This is a genomic window from uncultured Parabacteroides sp. (assembly GCF_902493135.1).
GTDB lineage: Bacteria > Bacteroidota > Bacteroidia > Bacteroidales > Tannerellaceae > Parabacteroides.
Window position 1 is genome coordinate 14,665 of sequence record NZ_CABUOD010000021.1, and the last position, 17,628, is coordinate 32,292.

A 17,628-nucleotide genomic window follows, 5' to 3' on the forward strand; every position below is an offset into this window, starting at 1 on the left:
TTAAAATAAATCATATTCTACATAGATTTTCAGTTAAACTTTATCGCCGGAACCAAATACCGGACGATAGGTTAATTAAATTTTTTCGACAGACGAATGCAATCCGCATACACCTGTTCTCCTTTTTCACAATAACATCATTTGTTTATTCCCATAAGCGATTTGTTTTAAAAGTTAAACATCTATTTTCGAGGGATTATATATACTTTATTTCCCTTTATTTCATACTTGATAGGCGCAATCTGGCTCATCGCCTCCATCACCTCCTCGATGCTCTCCTGCCGGATCGTGAAAGAAAGGCGGGTGGATGCGGCAAACTGCTTCGGGCATTCGATATCCATATTATAGCGCCCCTCCATACTGATCAGAATATCAGTCAGGCTGTCGTTGTCGAACACCAGGCGGTCCTTGATCCAGTCGGCATACAAACCGGCTTTGGCTTCTTCGACAGAAGCAGCCTGATCCGCCTTCCGGTATCTGAACAGTTCATTCGGTTTCAGGCAAACCGGTTCTTTCACGGCCTTTCCTGATATTTTCACACTGCCGTTCAGTAAAGCGATCTCTACAAATTCGCCGGAAGAATAGCTATCGAGATCGAAACAGGTGCCCAAGACCTCGACGTCAACCTCTCCCGCCTGTACGACAAAAGGCTTTTTCGCATCTTTCGCCACTTCGAAATAGGCTTCTCCTTCCAAAGAGACGAACCGCCTGTCACCGGCAAATTGATTCGGATAAGTCAGCTTGGTTTCCGAATTCAACCAGACCACCGATCCGTCAGGCAACGTGAACCGGCCTTTGCTCCCTTTTGCCGTTATCAGTTGGTTTTGTACGATGAGATCAGGAGCGGAATGTTCCCTCCAACTGCCGATGCCATAGCCTATCCCCAACAAAAGCAGCAACACGGCAGCGACCCGTGTCCAACGCAAAACCACCGATAGTCGTTTTCTCTTCGTACGTGATTCTCTTTCCATCCGGCCCCGCTCCCGCAAGATACGGTCTTTCAGTTTTCCCAAAGCGATATCGACCTCCAACTCGTTTCCGGCAGCGACATTGCAAGAGAGCCACAGGTCACGGGTTGCCGTAAAATCATCCCGGTTATGATCCGATTGTTTCAGCCACCGAAGCAATAACGTCTTCTCTTCCAGTTCTGCCGAACCATCCAGATAGCGGATTATGATTTCATTGATATCGTATGCTTCTTCTTTCATTACAGATTCATTTATTAGTAATACAAAAAAAGGTAGTTTTACCCTACCTCCTTTTGTAAAAAAACTCAGGAAAGCATTACACAAATTCCTTTCCATTACAGTTACGAATAATTCGTTGCTTTTTCTCAGCACTTCCCGTATGAGTGAGAATCTTTTCTCATGCTGGTGAGAATAAATTCTCACCGAGGAGAGAAAACTTTCTCATCATGATGAGAACAGATTCTCATGCTAATGAGAAAGGCAAGTCACTGCCAGTACCAACAAAGGGAATAAGTCTTTTTGGACAAGATGCTGCTTCAAGCCGGAGAGAGCCTTGCTTATCTGCTTCTCAACCGCTTTGACGCTAATGCCCAATTGCTCCGCAATCTCGCGGTTTTTCAAGCCGTAGCTCCGGCTTAGCATAAATATTTTATGACATTGAGGGGGAAGCGTGTTTATATAAGACATGATTTCTTCCTCCAGTTCTTTCAATAACAGGCTCTGTTCGGAATTTTGCATATAAGAAGTGACATACTGATCCAAAATGTCAGCATCCCTTGCCGGTTCCAATGTGCATACATCCTGCTGCTTTTTATTCAGCGCGTTCAAGGCATGCGTATAAACCGCCCTGAAAAGATAGGATTTTATTGCTGCATCTTCAAAACGAATGCTTTCACGCCGTTGCCAAAGTTCAAAAAAGACATCCTGCACGATATCTTCCGACAAATCTTTGTCGTTAACAAAACGGAAAGCATACGCTCGCAAAGGTTTGTAGAAGCGTTTGAACAAAGCCTCCAACGCCGTAAAATCTTGAACATATCTTTCTGATGACATGAGCTTATCATTTTATGAAAAGCAAAAATACAGATATTTTTCATTTAACACCGCCGGAAAGGGAATATTGACAACTCTATAAGCAATATTGCCATTTACAATGCCTCTATATTATCCGTATCTTTGCAGTATCAATAATAAAAGGAAACAATATGACACCGATTGAATTAACAAAAGCGGAATTTATACAGCGAGTAGGAAACTTCGAAGAAAACCCCAAAGATTGGAAATATGTAGGCGACAAGCCCTGTATCGTGGACTTTCATGCTCCCTGGTGCGGCTATTGCAAACGACTGGAGCCGATACTCGACGAGTTCGCAAAAGAATATGACAGAAAACTCTACATCTATAAAGTCAATGTAGACAATGAAGAAGAACTGGAAGCAGCCTTCAAGATCCGGACGATCCCGACCTTGCTCCTCTGCCGCATGGACGGGAACAAAGAAATGATGCTCGGCACAATGGGTAAACCGGAACTCCGCAAAGTGATCGAAGGCATCTTATAATATCTCTTCAGAGACGAGGCATACAAAAGGTATGCCTTTCTACAGAATCCAACCGGTAAGGCGTTGCGTTCTTCCTATTTCTTTTCCCGGACGGTTATATGGAAACAACCTTGCTTGCGTTCGTGCTTGACGTAGCAACGCTCTTCCCGTTTCAAATCGCGCAAGACCATCGCCAAGACCATCTTCAAGCGGTCTTTGTCGATATTCAAGGTGTCGCTCTCGTCTACTTTGGCATAGCGAGCCCAGGATACATCAAAAGTCGTCCCGTAGCGGTGGGCCGAGTTTTGGGAGGAGTTGGTATTTCTTTTTTTCAGGTTCTTGACATCGTCGACCGTGCGGGTGACACTGGTCACTTTGACTTTATAGATCGAAGCATTCAGATTGCGTAAGGAATCCTGGAAATTATGTCCGATATCTTCCAGCAACCGGGCTGCCGAAGGAATCAGATACGGGATGGAATGCGTCAGCTTTTCCACTTCATAATATTCGTTGGTTCCGATCTCCTCCATCTCCTTTTTTACTTTCTCCGCTTCTTCACGATTCGATGCCGGTTTGATGCCGATACGTTTCGCTTCGGCCAGATGCACATCGTTCAGATCTTTGAAATCGCGGTTATAGCTTCCGTTATACCAGATACGTTTCAACTCTCCGCGTTCTTCCTTCTTGCCACAAGACGAACATATCGCTACCACCGAGCAGGCAGCCGCTATCAACCAAATGCTAAATACTATCTTTTTCATCATTTCTCTTTTAACGGAAACAAAAGTAACCAAGATTCACTGATTTCAAAATATTAATGACTATTTTTGTGAATCCGAATATAAACTAAATAGTGAATTGTATGGACGCATTGGAGTTAAGATTATCGCTTATCGAACAGTTGAAAACGATCGATGACGTAAAGCTGTTGACACAGATCAAGAATCTGATCAAAATTGCCACAGAAAAGAAGGAAACACGCTATCCGGCACAGATGACGCTGGATGAATTGAAAGAAGTGTTGAATAAATCGAGAGAAGAATCCAGGAAAGGGTTAGGCATGACCACGGAAGAATTACGTAAACGACACCCACTATGCGAATAACAATAAAGTGGTTACCTCAAGCCATTGCCTTACTTGACAACATCTACAGATTCTACAGTGAAAAGAGCCAGACCGCAGCTATCCGTTTATACAACAGACTATTGGATTCAGCCGAACCTTTACGGGTTTTCCCACAAGCGGGTCCTATCGAACCGCTACTGAAAGGATATGATTGCGAATTTCGCTCCCTTGTCGTCGAAAGACATTACAAGTTGATTTACACATTTACGGACGAACTAATCGAAATCCATGCCGTATGGGATTGTCGTCAGGAAGGATGGCGCCTGCAAGAAATGTTCAAATAATCTTCATGAAGAGACAACAAAATACCTCACAATTTATTTTTACATAAAGAATATTACTAATTTTGTCTGCCTGAACGAGAATGGCAAAAGAATTCGCAACAAAGGCAGAACTAAAACGAATTGAATGATTGAACGAATTTATATTCTTGAGAGCGTAGACCCTGTCATATTCTACGGAGTAAACAATGTCAACATGCAGTTGATTAAGACATTGTTCCCCAAGCTACGCATTGTGGCAAGGGGAAATGTGATGAAAGTGATCGGAGACGAAGACGAATCGGAACTCTTTCTCAAGAAAATTCGCGAGGTAGAGAAATATTGTGAAGAATTCAACTCGCTGAGCGAAGAGGTCATACTGGACATCATCAAAGGCAAAGCCCCGGTGGTCGCCAAACAGGAGAACCTGATCATCCACGGGATGAACGGCAAACCGATCGTCGCCCGCACGGAAAACCAGCAACGCCTTGTCAAAGCATTTGAAGAAAACGACCTCGTCTTTGCCACAGGCCCCGCCGGGACAGGCAAGACCTTCGTCGCCATCGCCCTCGCCGTAAAAGCATTAAAAAACAAAGAAATCCGCAAGATCATCCTGAGCCGTCCGGCCGTGGAAGCCGGCGAAAAGTTAGGTTTCCTCCCCGGAGAAATGAAGGATAAGCTCGACCCGTATCTCCAACCCTTGTATGACGCCCTGCAGGACATGATTCCCGGAGCCAAGCTGAAGGAATACATGGAGAACAACGTGATACAGATCGCCCCGCTTGCCTTTATGCGCGGACGGACGCTGAACGATGCGGTCATCATCCTCGACGAAGCCCAGAACACGACGACACACCAGATCAAGATGTTCCTCACCCGTCTCGGAATGAATGCCAAAATGATCATCACCGGCGACGTGACGCAGATCGACCTGCCGCCGACAGCCACTTCCGGACTTGTACAAGCCATGCAAATCCTGAAAGATGTAAAAGGGATCGGCAAGATCGAGTTCGAGAAAAAGGACATTGTCCGCCATAAACTCGTCCAACGCATCGTCGAAGCCTACGATAAGTTCGACAACAGACAAAACCGTAGGATCGGTTCGCAAACCGTTCCCGCCGATAATCAGAAAGAGAAAACGAACAACATTAATAACAATCAGGACGCCCGATAAGCGCCCCATAAAAACAAAGGTATGAAGAAGGCATTAACAAAAACAGACTTCAATTTCCCTGGACAGAAGAGTGTCTATCATGGTAAAGTACGCGACGTGTATAACATCAACGACGACGTATTGGTGATGGTAGCAACAGACCGTATCTCGGCATTCGACGTAGTCCTGCCGGAAGGTATCCCTTACAAAGGACAGATGCTGAACCAGATCGCAGCCAAATTCCTGGATGCGACTACCGACATTTGCCCGAACTGGAAACTGGCCACCCCCGACCCGATGGTGACCGTAGGCGTGATGTGCCAAGGCTTCCCGGTTGAAATGATTGTACGCGGCTACCTCTGCGGAAGTGCATGGCGTGCGTACAAGAGTGGCGTACGCGAAATCTGCGGCGTAAAGCTGCCGGAAGGCATGCGTGAAAACGAACGTTTCCCCGAACCGATCGTTACCCCGACAACAAAAGCCGAGATAGGCGAACACGATGCCGACATCTCCAAAGAAGAAATCCTGGCCCAGGGCCTGGCTACTCCGGAAGAATACGAACTGTTGGAAAAATACACGCTCGCCCTCTTCAAACGCGGTACGGAAATTGCAGCCGAACGCGGCTTGATCCTCGTCGACACGAAGTACGAATTCGGCAAACACGACGGTAAGATCTACCTGATGGATGAAATCCACACGCCGGACTCTTCCCGCTATTTCTACAGCGAAGGCTACGAAGAACGTTTTGCCAAAGGCGAACCGCAGAAACAGCTCTCCAAAGAATTCGTCCGCGAATGGCTGATGGAAAACGGTTTCCAGGGCAAGGCAGGCCAGAAAGTTCCCGAAATGACTCCCGCCATCGTAGACGGCATCAGCGAACGCTACATCGAACTGTATGAACACATCACAGGCGAAAAGTTCGAAAAAGGCGATACGGACAACCTCCTTTCGCGCATCGAAAAGAACGTAACCGAATATCTCAACAAATAAGATAAACGGATATGGCGAAGTACGGTTCGGAACAGATTCTACCTTACAACAACGATGAGCACAAAGCTACACAAGTCAAGCGCATGTTTGACTCCATCGCCGGTACATACGATCGGCTGAACCATACGCTTTCGCTGGGTATCGACAAAATATGGCGCAGGAAAGGGATTGCTTTCCTGCGTCCTTTTTCTCCCGCCTCGATCCTCGATATCGCCACAGGCACGGGAGACCTGGCTATCTCCATGCACCGCCGCCTGAAAGCCGACCGCATCATCGGGGCCGACATCTCGGAGGGCATGATGGAAGTCGGACGGCAGAAAGTCGCCAGTGCGGGATTGTCGGACCACATCACGTTCGAATACCAGGACTGCACGGCACTGACCTATCCGGACAACTCGTTCGATGCCGTCACTGCCGCTTTCGGAGTACGGAATTTCGAAAACATAGAGCAAGGGATCGCCGAGATGTACCGGGTACTGAAGCCGGGCGGGCATCTGATGATCCTGGAACTGTCCTCACCGGAACATTTCCCGATGAAGCAGCTCTATAACCTCTATTCCAGAATCGTGATACCCACCGTCGGACGCCTGCTTTCAAAAGAACATACGGCCTACAGCTATCTGCCGGCTTCCATCCGGGTCGTCCCGCAAGGGAAGGTAATGACCGACCTGCTCAGCCGGGTTGGTTTCAGCGAAGCCCGTTCGCGCACTTTCACTTTCGGTATTTGTTCGCTATACACGGGCAGCAAGGGCAGTTCACGAACCGCCCCAACAATATGAATCATCTTAAAATTACAGGTCATGCAAAAATATGGTTTAATAGGATATCCCCTCGGACACTCTTTTTCAAAGAACTACTTTAACCAGAAATTCGAATCCGAGAAAATTGATGCAACTTATCTGAACTTCGAGATCCCGAACATCAAAGATCTGAAGACTGTATTAAAAGACAACCCGGAATTGAACGGTCTGAATGTCACCATCCCCTACAAGGAACAAGTCATTCCCTACTTAGATGATCTGGACGAAGACGCCCGGCTGATCGGAGCCGTCAACGTCATCAAATTCACAAAAGGACTCTTCGGCAAAAAGCTGAAGGGCTACAACTCCGACATCATCGGTTTCAAGCGTTCCATCGAGCCGCTCCTGAACGAGACGCATCGCAAAGCCTTGATCTTAGGGACAGGCGGTGCATCGAAAGCAGTTTTCCAGGGATTGAAACAATTGGGCGTAGGCGCAACATTGGTTTCCCGTAAACCGAAAGAATTCTGCATCACCTACGAAGAGATCACTCCGAAGACGATGGAACAGTACACCGTCATCGTCAATACGACCCCGTTAGGCATGTTCCCGAATATCAACGCCTGCCCGGACATCCCCTACGACCTGCTCACTCCGGACCATCTGCTGTACGACCTCTTGTACAATCCGGATGAAACCCTTTTCATGAAGAAAGGAAAAGAAAAAGGAGCTGTCGTCAAGAACGGGTTGGAAATGCTGCTGTTGCAAGCGTTTGCGGCTTGGGAGATCTGGCAGAAATAACTCCGCGTTACCGGAGAATCGTTTGATAGTAACCCTAAAAGATGCTATCTTTGTAAAGCCGGTACATAAACGTACCGGCAACCTGCTTATGGACACAGCGATCAGAAAAATGCCGATCGGCATACAGAGTTTTGAAGATATACGGAAGGACAATTATGTATATGTGGACAAGACGGAAATTGTCTACCAACTTGTCACGATGGGAAAGCCTTATTTCCTTAGCCGGCCGCGCCGTTTCGGGAAAAGTCTGCTTATCTCCACCCTCGAAGCCTATTTCCTCGGGAAAAAGGAACTATTCAAAGGGTTAGCCATTGAGAAACTCGAACATGACTGGCTGACGTATCCGGTGCTGCATCTCGATCTGAATGCCCGGAAATACAAAGAAGTAGCAGATCTGGAAGCAATGCTAAACCAGCATCTCGAAATATGGGAAACGATCTACGGAAAGGAGAAAAGCGACAGAAGCCCGGAAGAACGTTTCGCCAACATCATCCGCCATGCCAACCGACAGACAGGCCGCCAGGTCGTCGTCCTGATCGACGAATACGACAAGCCACTCTTGCAGGCTCTCGGCAATAAAGAACTGCTCGAAGCATACCGGTCGACACTGAAAGCGTTCTACGGCGTACTGAAAAGTGCCGACCCGTTCCTGAAATTCGTGTTCCTTACCGGCGTGACAAAATTTGCTCAGGTGAGCGTGTTCAGCGACCTCAACCAGCTGATGGATATCAGTATGCACCCGGACTATATTACGGCTTGCGGAATTACCGAAGAAGAACTGACTGCCAACTTCCAACCGGAGTTAAAACGTATCGCCCAAGAAAACCATCTGACTGAAAAAGAAATCGTCGGACTGATGAAAAAGAAATACGACGGCTATCACTTTAACGAACGATCCGTCGGGATGTTCAACCCGTTCAGCGTCCTGAACGCACTGAATAGCCGGCGGCTCGACTACTTCTGGTTCCAGACAGGCACGCCCACCTTCCTCGTCGAATTGCTCAAAAAGAGCGAGTACGACCTGCGTAAGCTAATCGACGGACTGGAAACACAGGCATCTGCTTTCACCGAATACCGCGTGGATGCCAACAACCCCATACCGCTTATTTACCAGAGCGGCTACCTCACGATAAAAGAGTACGACCGCGAATTCCAACTCTACAAGTTAGAGTTTCCTAACGAGGAGGTGCGCTACGGCTTCCTCAGTTTCATCACGCCTTTCTATACTTCCATAACGGACGACGACAAGGGTTTCTATATCGGCAAGTTCGTGCAGGAGCTTCGTGCCGGCAACGTAGATGCTTTCCTCACCCGCCTGCGTGCCTTCTTCGCCGACTTTCCTTACGAACTGAACGCCCGCACCGAACGGCATTACCAGGTCGTATTTTATCTCGTGTTCAAGCTGATGGGACAGTTTTGCGACGCCGAAGTACGCAGTGCCCGCGGACGGGCCGATGCTGTAGTCAAAACAAAAGACTACATCTATGTATTCGAGTTCAAGCTCGACGGCTCCGCGTCAGAAGCATTGGAACAAATCGAGCATAAAGGATACCTTATCCCCTACACAGCCGACGGACGGCAGTTAGTGAAAGTTGGCGTCTCCTTCGATGCAGAAGAACGAAATATCGGGAAATGGGAAATCCGGGATTAATCCAAATCCGGTACATTAATTGATAATAATGAAGAAAAACTCATACACTCCAAGTCAATACGAAAGCGGGGGTAACGAGGTAGTTCAACCGATAAACCGAGCCTTGCTCCGTGCGCGTTTCATGGGCGGTACAACTTCCTTCTTCCGCATACCGAAACGGACGGACATGCAGATGTTTCCGGAAATCGACCTCTTCCTGTCCGATCATCTTGAACAGCGTTTCTTTTGCACACCAATGAAGTAGCAGATGTTCCGTTTCGTGCTCCTTGTCGATGCCGGCTTCCTCTTCCGGGGCCATAAAGCGGCTGCGAATCTTCAGTACCCGTTCGGAATGATATTCGATGTCGATGCCGGCAGCAGGATGGTTCTGCAGCAGGACGGCAGCATACCCTTTCGTATGCGAAATACTGATGTGTAAAGGCGAATCCGGCAGATAAGGCGCACCGTTCAGATGATAGGCGATGCGAAGGGGGCTACCCAAAAGCTCCTGCAGAAGCACGCGGCTGGCAAGCCATTCCTGGCGACGGTGTTCCGTGCGGATACCGTCGAGCTCCGGAAGATATTCTTCGGCATTCTTCAGAAGGGCCAAAAGAGTCTCAGAGGATTCTTCGATCTTCCAGACCCCCCAAAGCGGAGCGATATGTTGAAGGAGAAGAGGCATTATTTCTTCCAGTTAAAAGATTGGATCAATTCAATGACATCCTGTTTCAGATAGTCGGTGACGGGAGCCAGCGAATCGGCATTCGGAATACAGTCGTAATACAAAGCCCCCCGGAAAAAGCGGGAGACGCTGTCGGTCAGCATGAATTGCAGCGGCGAAGCGGATTCGCCATCCAGCATGAAAAGCGAGCCGTACACCGAAGCCTCCGGATTCGTGTACGCCTGCACTTTGATCCGTTCCGGGTATTTCGCCTGCCGGACCACCAAGGCGCGGCATTCCTCCTCCGCCTTGCCCAACGTGGCCGGAGTGACGGGAAAGTAGCTGCAATAGAGCTTCGCGTTCAACTGCGGATAAGAGAGGTTGATCCATCCCGCCGGATTCCCGACCGGAGGCAACTCCACTTCCGCCCATTTGGAAAGCCGGAAAGTATAAGGCAAATCCTCCACCGGAAGCACCTGGTAGGAAGGGACAGGCGGCTCGATACGGAAATAGCCGCGCGGCTTCGGCGTATATTCCGTGCAGGAAACACACAAGGCCGACAGCAGAATCCATATTATACCGGCTGATATACGCATTTATTCCCCCTGTTTATCCTTTGCCTGCTCTGAGATGCGGTTGAACTTGACTTTCAGGATACGGCGATTATCGATTTCCAAGACCTGGAAACGGTAGTCGTCATACTCGATGATCTCGCGCCGTCGCGGGAAGTCCCCTTTGATCTCCAACAAAAGGCCGGCAAGGGTTTCAACCTCCTCCGTCAGTTTGCCGAACTCGGCAGGATCGGCTCCGATCACACGGAAGAAATCGGTCAGTAATATCTTGGCTTCAAAAATAAGGCTGCCGTCCGCCAGGCGGATGAACTGCTTTTCATCTTCATCATATTCATCGGATATCTCGCCGACAATCTCTTCCAGGATATCCTCCATCGTCACGATGCCGGAAGTGCCGCCGAACTCATCCACCACGATCGCCATGTGGATCTTGCTGGTACGGAACTCTTCCAGGAGATCGTCGATCTTCTTCGTCTCTGGCACGAAGTAAGCCGGACGGATCAGGCTCTGCCAGCGGAACGTGTCGGGCTTCTCCACATACGGCAAAAAGTCCTTGATATACAGGATTCCCTTGATATTATCCTCCGAATCGGCATAGACCGGGATACGGGAATAGCCGGATTGGATGATAAAATCGACCACGGTGCGGAAACTCGTCTTGATTTCGATATCCTCCATATCCAGACGGGGCGTCATGATCTCGTCGGCCGTCTTGTTATAGAACTTGATGATCTCCGATAGCATCTCCTTCTCTTCCGGCATTTCGGTGGAAGTGAGTTCCAATGCTTTGGAAAGCTCGTCGACCGAAAGGTCGTACTTCTTCTTGACCAACGCCTTGTTGATGACGCTGGTCGATGTGACCAATATTTTCGAAAGCGGGCGGCAGACACGCTCCACGACATTCAGCACGGGAGCCGAACTGCGCACGAACCGCAGCGAGTTTTTCTGTGCGTAAATCTTCGGCATAATCTCGCCGAACAACAAAAGGAGAAAGGTCAGGACGATCGTCTCCAGGACGAACCCCAACATCGGAGCGGCAGAGAAATTGATGATCGCATTGATGCCGTAAGTACAAAGCATGACGACAGCCACATTCACAAAGTTGTTGGCGATCAGGATAGCGGCGAGCAAGTACTCGGAACGGTCCAGCAAACGCTGGATCAACGGATCGGAAGGCTCATTCTCCTCCCGGATGTCATTGATATCACCCGGGGTTAACGAGAAGAACGCCACTTCGGAAGCCGACACGAAGCCGGAAACCAACAGCAGAAGGATTGCGAGGCTTAACGCGATTACAGGGCCTGCTGTGAACGCCTGTATGGTAACCTGGTCGAATAAGCCCGATAAATAATAGTCTGAGTCCAAGGGGAACAGTATTAGTTAAACAATATCAGAACGGAAGATCGTCCGCACTGTTGGAATCTGAAGATGTGTCCGGTTGTCCGGATGCGGGTTGCTGGTAGCCTGCCGGTTGCTGATATCCGGCGGACGGCTGGGCGGTCTGCGGCTGTGTTCCCGTCATACCCGTACCGGAAGCATTGTCGCGATTTCCCATGCCCGAACCGGTACTGTAAAACTCGACACGGTCGGCATGGATTTCCGTCACATACCGCTTCACGCCGGACTGGTCGTCGTAACTGCGCGTACGGATCTTGCCTTCCACATAGAGTCCGGAACCTTTCTTCACCCATTTTTCAACGAAGGAAACCAAATCACGGCGAACGACCACATTGTGCCATTCCGTACGTTCGGGAACAACCGTCCCATTGGCTAACGTATAACCTCTCTCGGAAGTAGCAAGCGGGAAGTTGGCGACAGCAGCGCCACTGTCGAAGTAACGCACTTCCGGATCGCGTCCGACGTTACCGATCAATATAACTTTATTCAATGACATAGCTCTATTCTTTTATTTAGTTTACAAAGAAACATAAATTCAGTCATTCTGACAAGTTTCCTTCTAATTTCTCCAAATAAATCTGTATCAGGCGGGGAACTGCATATTTCTCCACATCGCCCGTCGCCACAGGGAGGAAAGATTTCAAGGCATCGCTCTCCCGCTCTATCTCTATCCGGTAGAAAGCCGCATACAGGATCTGATGGGACAGGACATGTTTCACCCCTTGCAAATCCAGCGAGACATCCAGCCGTCCCGCCCCTTCGAACAGGCGGCGAAAGGCATCCGTCGCCTGCAACTCCGCAAAATCCATAGCCCTGTCCGTTTCGATAAGCGGAAACTCGTAAAGCCCTTCCCAGATATCTTTTCCTTTCCGGCGGGACAACCAGGTTTTACCTTTATATATAATGTATAAGTAATGAAAATACCGGTCACGCGTCCTGGTCTTCTTCCGCTTCACCGGAAAGGCTTGCACGTCGCCTGCCCCGTAAGCCGCACAGCACCCTTTCAGCGGACAGGCTTCGCAATCCGGATTTTGCGGCACGCATTGCAAGGCGCCCAATTCCATCATGGCCTGGTTGTGCAGTCCGGCATGCCGCGGGTCCATCACCAGACCGGCCAGTTCCGTAAAAGTTTTTTCCCTTTGGGCGTATCGATCGGAGTGCTTACCGCAAACAGGCGCGAAAGCACCCGGAAGACATTCCCGTCCACGACCGGATACGGCTGGTTCCAGACAAAGGAAACGATAGCCGCCGCCGTATATTCCCCTATCCCTTTCAAAGAGATCACATCTTTATATTGTTTCGGGAATACCCCGCCGAACCGTTCCATGATATCCTTTGCCGCGGCATGCAGGTTACGGGCGCGGCTGTAATAGCCGAGGCCTTGCCAATATTTCAACACCTCGTCTTCCTCCGCCGTAGCCAGCGAAGCCACGTCCGGGAACCGTCCGGTAAAGCGGATGAAGTAATCCATTCCCTGGACAACCCGTGTTTGCTGAAGGATAATCTCGGAAATCCAGATGATATAAGGATCGGAAGATTCGCGCCAAGGCAGCTCTCTCTTATGTTCCCGATACCAGTCACGCAACAAACGGCTGATTTCTAATTCGTTTTCTATCTGCGACATATCGTTCTTTTAAAGCCTTCTCAAGACTTGCAACTAATTGATTACTGCAAACATACACAGTTCTAACGAATTGTAAGGAAACTTTTTTCTTAAAATTTGGTTGGCAATTCTTTTTCCACTTAAATAAAAAGCTATATATTTGCATTCCAAAAAATTAATAGGTCCAAATCAATTATTTAATTAATTTATAGACATGACTAAAGCAGATATTGTTAGCGAAATTTCAAAAAGCACTGGCATCGACAAACAGACAGTGCTGAACAGCGTAGAGTCCTTCATGGACATCGTAAAAAGTTCATTGTCTCAGGGCGAAAACGTGTACCTGAGAGGTTTCGGAAGTTTCGTGATTAAAAAGAGAGCCCAGAAGACAGCTCGTAATATTTCAAAGAATACTACGATCATCATCCCGGAACATAACATTCCGTCATTCAAGCCGGCTAAGACATTCTTGAACGAAGTAAAGTAATTTAGTTATTATAGTTTAATTTAAAATTTTAAAACAATGCCTAGCGGAAAGAAAAGAAAAAGACATAAGATGTCTACGCACAAGCGCAAAAAGAGACTAAAGAAGAATAGACATAAGAAAAAATAAGTCTATTTGAACAACTCTGAAGAACAAACTTAATAAGAGACCTTTTTAAGTTTGTTCTTTGCGTATTTAATAAGGTCTCGCATTTTAACACCTCTTTTTATAGTGATTAGTGAATTAGTAGTGGATGTACAACCCAAAGAGGTATCTATAGCCGTACTGGAGGATAAGAACCTTGTCGAGCTCCAAAAGGAAGCCCGCAACGTCTCTTTTGCCGTCGGTGATATCTACTTAGGCAAGGTTAAGAAACTGATGCCGGGTTTGAACGCTGCTTTCATTGATGTAGGTTATAAAAAGGATGCATTTCTTCACTATCAGGACTTAGGTCCTAATTTCAACACCCAGCAGAAGTTCCTCAAGCAGGCACTGGCGGAAGAGAAGGGAGAGAAAAAACTTCCCGCCCTCTCCAAGCTGCAGCTGCTTCCCGAAATCGAAAAAAACGGAAGTATCAGCGACGTGCTCAAAGTCGGACAGGAAGTGCTGGTGCAGATCGCCAAAGAGCCGATTTCAACAAAGGGTCCCAGACTGACTTCCGAGCTTTCGTTTGCAGGAAGATACATCGTGCTGATGCCGTTTGCCGATAAAGTATCGGTTTCCACAAAAATCAAATCGGCCGAAGAACGGGCCCGTCTACGCCAACTCATTCAAAGCATCAAGCCGAAGAACTTCAGCGTAATCGTACGCACCTCTTCGGAAGGAAAGCGCGTTGCCGAACTCGATCATGAATTGAAGACATTACTGAAACGTTGGGAAGAGAACATTCCTAAGATCACCAAAGTAAAAGCTCCTGCGCTCATCTACGAAGAGACGGCAAGGGCAGTGGCTTTGTTGCGCGACATCTTCAACCCCTCTTTTCAGAACATTTATGTGAACGATGCGGACGTATATCACAATATCCGTGATTATGTCAGCCTGATTGCCCCCGGACGGGAAGAGATCGTGCAACGGTACACCGGCGAACTTCCCATCTTCGACAACTTTGCAATCACAAAGCAGATCAAGTCCTTATTCGGACGCACCGTCACGTACAAAAGTGGAGCCTATTTGATTATCGAACACACGGAAGCCATGCACGTCATCGACGTAAACAGCGGGAACCGCTCCAAAGGCAGTGATGCCCAGGAAAAGACGGCTATCGACGTGAACACGGCAGCGGCAGACGAAATCGCCCGCCAATTACGCTTGCGCGATATGGGTGGCATCATCGTAGTCGACTTCATCGATATGGCCGAAGCAGCCAACCGGCAGAAACTGTATGAACACATGCTGAAAGCGATGGCCGGCGACCGGGCAAAACATAATATTTTGCCATTGAGCAAGTTCGGCCTGATGCAGATTACCCGCCAGCGTGTTCGTCCGGCAATGGATGTCGATACATCCGAAGCCTGCCCGACCTGCTTCGGAACGGGAACCATCAAACCCTCTATCCTGTTTACCGACAGCCTGGAAGGAAAAATCGACTGTTTGGTCAACAAACACAATGTGAAGAAATTCGCCCTGCACGTACATCCTTATGTAGCGGCATTTATCAAGAGCGGAAGATTCCCGCTCAGTTGGAAATGGAAACTGAAATACTCGATGGGTATTAAAGTGATTCCGAATCAAAGTCTGGGCTTCTTGGAGTATAAATTTATCGACTCCGACAAGAACGAACTGGACATGATGGAAGAAAAGGAAATCAAGTAACTGAAAATCCCCGGAGCGGTTAAAGCCTTCGGGGATTTTTTCAGCCATATCCGAAAAGCTAAAACAAAAGGAGTATAAAGCCTTTCATCTGCTTGTATTGCCTGTTCACATACTCGGCAATTCGCTGATAGGCCTTTGCAATGTGAATGTTGACGGTCTTCTCGCTAATCCCCAAGACATCCGCTATTTCCCGGTTTTTCAATTTATCGGACAGGACAAGACGAAACACTTCCTTGCACTTCGGAGGCAACGAATCGATCGCCTGCTGGACCAAAACCTGATATTCTTCATCCAACAGACTTTTTTCAGGTGAATCCGAATCTGGTATCAACTCTATTTCATATAAAGAATATGAATCTTTCTCCTGCACATATCCCCTTCTTATATAATGTAATGCCTGATTCTTGACGGACACATAGAGGTAATGTTCCGGTTCTTTTACATGCGAAAGCGTTTCCCGCTTCTGCCAAATAACCGTAAAAACATCCAGGACGGCTTCTTCCGCCAATTCACGAGAGTTCAAATAATAATAAGCAAGATGGAACAAACGCCGGGAATAGGTTTCAAAAAATACCCGGAACGCTGTTTCATCCCCTTTCACCATTTTTTCAAAAAGAGATATGGTACTCTCTTTTTCCATCTCTTAGATATAGTCCTTTTACGATATAATAATAATCGGTAAATGTAGCTAAAATTATTCAATCGGACAAGTCCGTTCCCGTAACCCTATTCTTTAGCCCCCGTAACCAATAGGGTTAGGAGGCGTAATGCATAGGGTTATGCAAAGGAGGTCGTTTTCTGCTAAAATATTTTTTTTGCATTCCGGATAGGAGTTTTTTGCTTCACCTGTCATCTCTATTCACAAAGCAACCGGAATAAGATGGAAAATGAACAAAACAACAAAGAACTCGAATCATTGACAAAGCGCATACGCTTCAAGTCCTTGCCATTTGATGAAAAGCGGATGTCCGAACGTCTGGCGGAAAGAATCCGACGGCCTGTCGTCATTTCTTATGCCGGTAAAGGGAACCCCGCATGGAAATACCTGTCCATAGCGGCTTCCATCGCCCTCCTGTTGGTTACAAGCATCATCCTGATCGACAAGGAGCCGGAACAGGAACTCGTCTATTATGAAACGACAGCCGTCCCCGATGCAAAAACAAAAATCACATTGCCGGACAGCAGTGTCGTCTGGTTGAATGCAAATGCCTGCCTGCGCTATCCGAGGGAGTTCAGCAAACAGATCCGGCAGGTCGAAATAAAGGGAGAAGCATTCTTTGAAGTCCGTAAAGACGAGAAGAAACCTTTCATCGTCCAAACCGACGGTATCGGCATACGAGTATTAGGAACCACATTCAATGTCGACGCGGAACCGGAGAAAACCGCGGTTACTCTCATCACCGGGAAAATCGGGTTGTACAAAAACACGAATCAATCCCAAACGGCAGACCAAATACTGTCACCCGGCGAGCGGGCAGTCTTCTACAAGCCAGACAACACACTGGAAGTTTCGACCATACGCCCGGAAAGCACGACCTCTTGGATCACGGGCAAATTCATGTTCAGGGACAGTCCCTTGGAAGAGATCATGCAGGAGCTGCAACGGGCTTTCCATGTCAAAATATACATCGAAGACGAAGAATTGGCCCGACAGACGTTCAATGCCGATTTCACCGCAAAGGAGACCTTGGATGAAATACTATCCATCCTGCAGATATCCGCCCGCTACAAAATAGAGAAACAGAGAGGAGAAATATTCTTAAAGTAAATACATTGTCAAACCACAAAAAGACAGAATTATGAACAGTACATGATAAACAAATACAGTCCGTATCGGATATACGGACAAAAAGAATTGGGAATGTTGCGACCATTCCCAAATTCCAATTGTT

General features: G+C 47.8%; 19 protein-coding genes and 1 pseudogene. 11 read left to right on the plus strand and 9 right to left on the minus strand.

Going from position 1 to position 17,628, the window contains the following annotated elements; genetic code table 11:
* Window positions 1–182 precede the first annotated feature (182 nt).
* Entirely contained in the window at window positions 183–1,208 is a 1,026-nt protein-coding gene (locus tag RDN79_RS10930; RefSeq protein ID WP_298551622.1) for a FecR family protein, read from the minus strand.
* A 228-nt stretch (window positions 1,209–1,436) separates the two neighbouring features.
* Window positions 1,437–2,021, minus strand: coding sequence for an RNA polymerase sigma-70 factor (locus RDN79_RS10935; RefSeq protein WP_298551623.1), 585 nt, complete (start codon window positions 2,019–2,021; stop codon window positions 1,437–1,439).
* A gap of 152 nt (window positions 2,022–2,173) precedes the next feature.
* Between RDN79_RS10935 and RDN79_RS10940 the strand changes: the two genes are divergently transcribed.
* Entirely contained in the window at window positions 2,174–2,527 is a 354-nt protein-coding gene (locus RDN79_RS10940; RefSeq protein WP_298551625.1) for a co-chaperone YbbN, read from the plus strand.
* A 74-nt stretch (window positions 2,528–2,601) separates the two neighbouring features.
* On the opposite strand, the gene RDN79_RS10945 is transcribed toward RDN79_RS10940, so the two are convergent.
* A complete protein-coding gene (locus RDN79_RS10945; RefSeq protein WP_308573223.1) occupies window positions 2,602–3,270 on the minus strand; it encodes a DUF5715 family protein in 669 nt (222 codons plus the stop codon).
* Between the two features lie 98 nt (window positions 3,271–3,368).
* Between RDN79_RS10945 and RDN79_RS10950 the strand changes: the two genes are divergently transcribed.
* The 7 genes from RDN79_RS10950 (at window position 3,369) to RDN79_RS10980 (ending at window position 9,227) form a co-directional block, all read left to right on the plus strand.
* Complete coding sequence (locus tag RDN79_RS10950) at window positions 3,369–3,611, plus strand: hypothetical protein (protein ID WP_298551629.1); 243 nt, start codon at window positions 3,369–3,371, stop codon at window positions 3,609–3,611.
* On the plus strand, window positions 3,602–3,916 hold the full coding sequence (locus RDN79_RS10955) for a type II toxin-antitoxin system RelE/ParE family toxin (protein WP_298551631.1): 315 nt from the start codon (window positions 3,602–3,604) through the stop codon (window positions 3,914–3,916). Before RDN79_RS10950 ends, RDN79_RS10955 begins: the two co-directional genes overlap by 10 nt.
* Window positions 3,917–4,040: 124 nt before the next feature.
* Window positions 4,041–5,066, plus strand: a complete 1,026-nt coding sequence (locus RDN79_RS10960; RefSeq protein WP_298551633.1) for a PhoH family protein — start codon at window positions 4,041–4,043, stop codon at window positions 5,064–5,066.
* A gap of 21 nt (window positions 5,067–5,087) precedes the next feature.
* Complete coding sequence (locus RDN79_RS10965; RefSeq protein ID WP_298551635.1) at window positions 5,088–6,035, plus strand: phosphoribosylaminoimidazolesuccinocarboxamide synthase; 948 nt, start codon at window positions 5,088–5,090, stop codon at window positions 6,033–6,035.
* Window positions 6,036–6,046: 11 nt separating this feature from the next.
* Window positions 6,047–6,814: a bifunctional demethylmenaquinone methyltransferase/2-methoxy-6-polyprenyl-1,4-benzoquinol methylase UbiE gene (gene ubiE, locus RDN79_RS10970; RefSeq protein ID WP_298551637.1), complete on the plus strand. Its 768-nt coding sequence runs from the start codon at window positions 6,047–6,049 to the stop codon at window positions 6,812–6,814.
* 21 nt (window positions 6,815–6,835) lie between these two features.
* A complete protein-coding gene (locus RDN79_RS10975; RefSeq protein ID WP_298551639.1) occupies window positions 6,836–7,576 on the plus strand; it encodes a shikimate dehydrogenase in 741 nt (246 codons plus the stop codon).
* Window positions 7,577–7,664: 88 nt separating this feature from the next.
* The gene (locus RDN79_RS10980; RefSeq protein WP_298551764.1) at window positions 7,665–9,227 is read left to right on the plus strand and encodes an ATP-binding protein; all 1,563 of its coding nucleotides are present in this window, start codon (window positions 7,665–7,667) and stop codon (window positions 9,225–9,227) included.
* A gap of 40 nt (window positions 9,228–9,267) precedes the next feature.
* On the opposite strand, the gene RDN79_RS10985 is transcribed toward RDN79_RS10980, so the two are convergent.
* The 5 genes and pseudogenes from RDN79_RS10985 to mutY all read right to left on the minus strand — a co-directional run bounded on the left by RDN79_RS10985 (window position 9,268) and on the right by mutY (window position 13,606).
* Window positions 9,268–9,888: a 4'-phosphopantetheinyl transferase superfamily protein gene (locus RDN79_RS10985; RefSeq protein WP_298551641.1), complete on the minus strand. Its 621-nt coding sequence runs from the start codon at window positions 9,886–9,888 to the stop codon at window positions 9,268–9,270.
* A complete protein-coding gene (locus RDN79_RS10990) occupies window positions 9,888–10,463 on the minus strand; it encodes a gliding motility protein GldD (RefSeq protein ID WP_298551643.1) in 576 nt (191 codons plus the stop codon). Before RDN79_RS10990 ends, RDN79_RS10985 begins: the two co-directional genes overlap by 1 nt.
* Entirely contained in the window at window positions 10,464–11,804 is a 1,341-nt protein-coding gene (gene gldE, locus RDN79_RS10995) for a gliding motility-associated protein GldE (RefSeq protein WP_298551644.1), read from the minus strand.
* A gap of 25 nt (window positions 11,805–11,829) precedes the next feature.
* Window positions 11,830–12,333: a single-stranded DNA-binding protein gene (gene ssb / locus RDN79_RS11000; RefSeq protein ID WP_298551646.1), complete on the minus strand. Its 504-nt coding sequence runs from the start codon at window positions 12,331–12,333 to the stop codon at window positions 11,830–11,832.
* Between the two features lie 43 nt (window positions 12,334–12,376).
* Window positions 12,377–13,606: pseudogene (mutY, locus tag RDN79_RS11005) on the minus strand (A/G-specific adenine glycosylase).
* A 48-nt stretch (window positions 13,607–13,654) separates the two neighbouring features.
* On the opposite strand from mutY, the gene RDN79_RS11010 reads away from it, so the two are divergent.
* Window positions 13,655–13,927, plus strand: coding sequence for an HU family DNA-binding protein (locus RDN79_RS11010; protein WP_005636204.1), 273 nt, complete (start codon window positions 13,655–13,657; stop codon window positions 13,925–13,927).
* A gap of 228 nt (window positions 13,928–14,155) precedes the next feature.
* Window positions 14,156–15,736 (plus strand): Rne/Rng family ribonuclease, encoded by a 1,581-nt coding sequence (locus tag RDN79_RS11015; protein ID WP_298551648.1) that lies wholly within the window; start codon window positions 14,156–14,158, stop codon window positions 15,734–15,736.
* 58 nt (window positions 15,737–15,794) lie between these two features.
* Here RDN79_RS11015 and RDN79_RS11020 read toward each other — a convergent pair whose 3' ends face one another.
* Window positions 15,795–16,376, minus strand: a complete 582-nt coding sequence (locus RDN79_RS11020) for an RNA polymerase sigma-70 factor (protein WP_298551650.1) — start codon at window positions 16,374–16,376, stop codon at window positions 15,795–15,797.
* A 240-nt stretch (window positions 16,377–16,616) separates the two neighbouring features.
* Between RDN79_RS11020 and RDN79_RS11025 the strand changes: the two genes are divergently transcribed.
* Window positions 16,617–17,504 (plus strand): FecR family protein, encoded by an 888-nt coding sequence (locus RDN79_RS11025; protein WP_298551652.1) that lies wholly within the window; start codon window positions 16,617–16,619, stop codon window positions 17,502–17,504.
* The last annotated feature ends 124 nt before the right edge of the window (window positions 17,505–17,628 follow it).